The organism is Dietzia sp. DQ11-38-2, assembly GCF_014145055.1.
In the GTDB taxonomy this organism is placed as follows: Bacteria; Actinomycetota; Actinomycetes; order Mycobacteriales; family Mycobacteriaceae; genus Dietzia.
This window is the reverse complement of the sequence record NZ_JAALDW010000376.1, coordinates 1,109-4,918: the sequence shown is the minus strand read 5'-3', so window position 1 is coordinate 4,918 and position 3,810 is coordinate 1,109. Positions and strand designations below refer to the sequence as shown.

The following is a 3,810-nucleotide window of genomic DNA, read 5'->3' as shown; positions in this document are numbered from 1 at the left end:
GTCCTCACCGAGCCCGTCCTCAACGAGCGTAGAGGGCCATGCGCGGCGCCTGCGCGACCAGCCAGGGGCTGAACGCGAACGGCGTCGCGTCGATGGCCTTGCGCACGTCCTCGGGCCGGGCCCAGTGGTGGGCACACACCTCGTCCGCCCGCGGGGCCAGGTCGGCGCGGATGCGGGCGGTGAACACGGGGCAGATCTCGTTCTCCACGATCCCGGAGTCGTCCACCGCCCGGTACCGGAAGTCCGGCAACGCCGGCTCGATCCCGTCCACGCGCGTCCCGAGTTCCTGTTCCGCCCGTCGCACTATCGCCTCGGCGGGGTCCTCGCCCGGTGCGGGGTGACCACAGAACGAGTTGGTCCACACACCCGGCCAGGCGCGCTTGTGCAGCGCGCGACGGGTGAGCAGGACGCGGCCCTCCTCGTCGACCACGTGGCACGAGAACGCCAGGTGCAGCGGGGTGTCGGTGGTGTGGACGGTGGCCTTGTCCGCGGTGCCGACGGGCTGGCCGTCCTCCGAGAGGAGGACCACGTACTCGGTGCCCGCGGGAGCGGAGGCGTCGGGGAGGGAGGACATGCCGCCAACCTTAGGCGCTCCGGGCCGGACGGGCCGCCGGGGACTCAGACGGCGAGGTCGCGGGCGATCACCAGTCGCTGGATCTGGTTGGTGCCCTCGAAGATCTGGGTGATCTTGGCCTCGCGCATGTACCGCTCCACGGGGAACTCCCGGGTGTAGCCGACGCCGCCGAGCACCTGGACCGCGTCCGTCGTGACCTTCATCGCCGCGTCCGTGGCGGTGAGCTTGGCGATCGAGGCCTGGCGGGAGTAGGGACGGCCGGCGTCCTTGCGTCGGGCGGCGTCGAGGTACGTGGCGCGGGCGGAGGTCACGGCCGCGGCCATGTCCGCCAGCAGGAAGCCCAGGCCCTGGTGGCCGATGATGGTCTTGCCGAACGCCTCGCGCTCATTGGCGTAGGCGACCGCGTCGTCGAGTGCCCGCTGCGCGATGCCGGTGGCCACCGCGGCGATCCCGAGCCGGCCCGAGTCCAGGGCGGAGAACGCGATGCGCAGTCCGTCGCCCTCGGCGCCCAGGAGACGGGCGGCGTCGACCCGGGCGCCCTCGTAGGCGGCGGTGGTGGTGGGGACGCCGTTCAGGCCCATCTTGTCCTCGGGCTTCCCGAACGTCAGGTTCTCGGTGTCGCGGGGGACCAGGAGACACGAGATGCCGCGGGACCCCTCGCCGGTGCGGACGAAGGTGTTGTACACGTCCGCGATCCCACCGTGCGTGATCCAGGACTTGGTGCCGGTGACCACGAACTCGTCACCCTCGCGCTCGGCGCGGCACCGCAGCGCCGCCGCGTCCGACCCGGCCTGTGGCTCCGAGAGCGAATACGCGCCGATCTGCTCGCCGGCGAGCATCCCGGGCAGCCACTCGGCCTTCTGCTCGTCGGAGCCGGCGGTGGCCAGGGGGAAGCAGGACAGACCGTGCACGCTCGTCGCGACGGCGACAGCCGCCCACCGGGCACCGAGCTCCTCCAGCACCTGCAGGTACACCTCGTACGGCTGGTCGCCGCCGCCGAACTCCTCCGGATAGGGCAGCCCCAGCAGGCCCACCTCGCCGAGTTGCGCGAAGAGCCCCTCGGGATAGGTGTGGTTCCGCTCGTGCTCGGCCGCGATCGGCTCGAGCAGCTTGTCCGCGACCGAGCGGGTCATGTCGAGGAGTTCGTACGCCTCGTCGCTGGGGAGCAGTCGGTCGACGGCCATGGGAGTCCTTCCGGGTACGTGCGGGAATCGTCGGGTGGTCCCATTAGAGTGCACGGCTCCGGAGCAGTCGTACCAGCCCCGAAAGCGGGGGTGCCCGTCGGTGGGTGGTGTGCGGCGGGCCTCTGCAGCAGTATCTGCAGACATGTCTGCAGATACGACCGAGACCACGCCGCCCACCGGTACGCCCCTGTCCCCGGACGAGCTCCTGGCGATCTACGACGTCCCCGGTGCGAGTGCGGCGGAGTTCCTGTGCGACCGCCACGACCCCGACGCCGTGGCCTTCACCGTGATCGACGCCGACCTGTCCGGTCGCGACATCACCTACGGCGAGCTGAAGGTCGGGAGCGAGAAGGTGGCCGCCGCCCTGGCGGCTCTCGGTGTGGGCGAGGGGGACCGGGTCGCCACGCTCATGGCCAAGTCCGCGGACCTGGTGTTCACGCTCATGGGGATCTGGCGCCTGGGCGCGGTGCACATGCCGCTGTTCACCGCGTTCGCCTGGCCCGCCATCGAGATGCGGATCACCGGCGGCGACGCCCGGGTGATCGTGTCCGACGCCGACCAGCGGGGGAAGCTCGAGAGCACATCCGTCCCGGTGGTCGTGGCCGGGCTGGCGGACTGCCCCGGTGCCCGGGAGGGAGACCTCGATCTCGACACGATCGTCGGCGACCAGGAGCCCGGTCGCGGCGCCGCGGTCACCGGCCCGGACGCCGGGATGGTGATGCTCTTCACCTCGGGCACCACCGGCACCCCCAAGGGGGTCGTCGTCCCCGTCCGCGCGCTCGCCGCGTTCCACCAGTACATCGAGACCGGTCTGGACGTGCGCGCCGACGACGTGTTCTGGAACGGTGCCGATCCGGGCTGGGCGTACGGCCTCTACTACGGCATCCTCGGTCCGCTGGCGGTGGGCCGCCGCAGCCTGCTCCTCCACGCCCGCTACACCCCGGAGTTGGCGTTCGCCGTCCTGCAGTACTACGGGGTCACCAACTTCGCGGCGGCGCCGACGGTCTACCGGACGATGCGCGCCAAGCGCGACATCGCGCCGGACGTGAGGCTCCGCCGGGCCTCCGCCGCCGGTGAGCCGCTCACCCCGGAGGTGATCGAGTGGTCGATCGAGCAGTTCGGTGTCGAGGTCCGGGACCAGTACGGCCAGACCGAGCACGGGATGTTCATCATCAACCCCTGGCACGACTCGCTGCGCGAGGACGTCCGTCCCGGGTCCATGGGAGTGCCGCTTCCCGGGTGGGGGTGCACCGTGCTCGCGGCCGACTCCGACGAGACCGCGCCGGTGGGGGAGCTCGGCCGCGTCGCGATCGACGTCCCCGCCAGCCCGCTCATGTGGTTCACGGGGTACCACGACGCGCCCGAGAAGACGGCCGAGCGGTTCAGCGCGGACGGCCGCTGGTACTACACGGGCGACGCGGCCAAGCTCGACGCCGACGGTCATTTCTACTTCTCCAGCCGCGACGACGACGTGATCATCATGTCCGGCTACCGGATCGGCCCGTTCGACGTGGAGTCCGTCCTGGCCAAGCACCCGGACGTGCTGGAGTCGGCGATCATCGGCGTCCCCGACGAACTGGCCGGTGAGGTACTCGAGGCGTACGTCGTGCTGCGCGAGGGTGTCGAGGGTGACGACGACAAGGCGGAGGAACTACAGAAGTGGGTCAAGACGGAGTTCGCGGCCCACGCGTTCCCCCGGAAGGTCCACTTCGCCCGTGAGCTGCCCAAGACGCCGTCGGGCAAGATCCAGCGGTTCCTGCTGCGCAAGGAGCGCGGGGCGAGATAGCGAGCGCGGGGCGGGTGCTCCAACCGGGAGTTACGTACGGTGACATAAAGACGGTTCATGGGTCTATGCTCGGCCGATGAAAACTTCGCGAGGAGCGCGCGCCCTCGGCGCCGCCGCGCTGGCCGTCGTCGTCCCCCTCGTGTCCGCCACCGCGGCGGTGCCCGCGGCCGCGAACCCGGTGATCTCCTCCATCGCCCCGGACCCGTCGGTCCAGAGGGGAGCGGACGGCGCCTTCCACGTCTACGCGTCCTCGGACGACTGGTCGG

The 3,810-nt window shown here is 71.1% G+C and carries 3 protein-coding genes and 1 pseudogene; 2 read left to right on the top strand and 2 right to left on the bottom strand.

The annotated features are described in order from the left end of the window. Nucleotides 1–19 precede the first annotated feature (19 nt). Together idi and G6026_RS12645 are read right to left on the bottom strand one after the other, a co-directional pair. Nucleotides 20–574: an isopentenyl-diphosphate Delta-isomerase gene (gene idi, locus G6026_RS12650; protein WP_017835303.1), complete on the bottom strand. Its 555-nt coding sequence runs from the start codon at nucleotides 572–574 to the stop codon at nucleotides 20–22. Nucleotides 575–618: 44 nt separating this feature from the next. Continuing rightward, nucleotides 619–1,758, bottom strand: coding sequence for an acyl-CoA dehydrogenase family protein (locus G6026_RS12645; RefSeq protein ID WP_107748804.1), 1,140 nt, complete (start codon nucleotides 1,756–1,758; stop codon nucleotides 619–621). 142 nt (nucleotides 1,759–1,900) lie between these two features. Here G6026_RS12645 and G6026_RS12640 point away from each other — a divergent pair, with 142 nt between their 5' ends. Both G6026_RS12640 and G6026_RS12635 read left to right on the top strand, forming a co-directional pair. Next, nucleotides 1,901–3,544 (top strand): AMP-binding protein, encoded by a 1,644-nt coding sequence (locus G6026_RS12640; protein ID WP_107748805.1) that lies wholly within the window; start codon nucleotides 1,901–1,903, stop codon nucleotides 3,542–3,544. Between the two features lie 76 nt (nucleotides 3,545–3,620). Beyond that, nucleotides 3,621–3,810, top strand: a pseudogene (locus G6026_RS12635) (endo-1,5-alpha-L-arabinanase); the annotation flags it as partial.

Bases quoted from the DNA above. Each gene is read 5' to 3' on its own strand.
- idi (WP_017835303.1), bottom strand. From the start codon at position 574: ATGTCCTCCCTCCCCGACGCCTCCGCTCCCGCGGGCACCGAGTACGTG.
- G6026_RS12645 (WP_107748804.1), bottom strand. From the start codon at position 1,758: ATGGCCGTCGACCGACTGCTCCCCAGCGACGAGGCGTACGAACTCCTC.
- G6026_RS12640 (WP_107748805.1), top strand. From the start codon at position 1,901: ATGTCTGCAGATACGACCGAGACCACGCCGCCCACCGGTACGCCCCTG.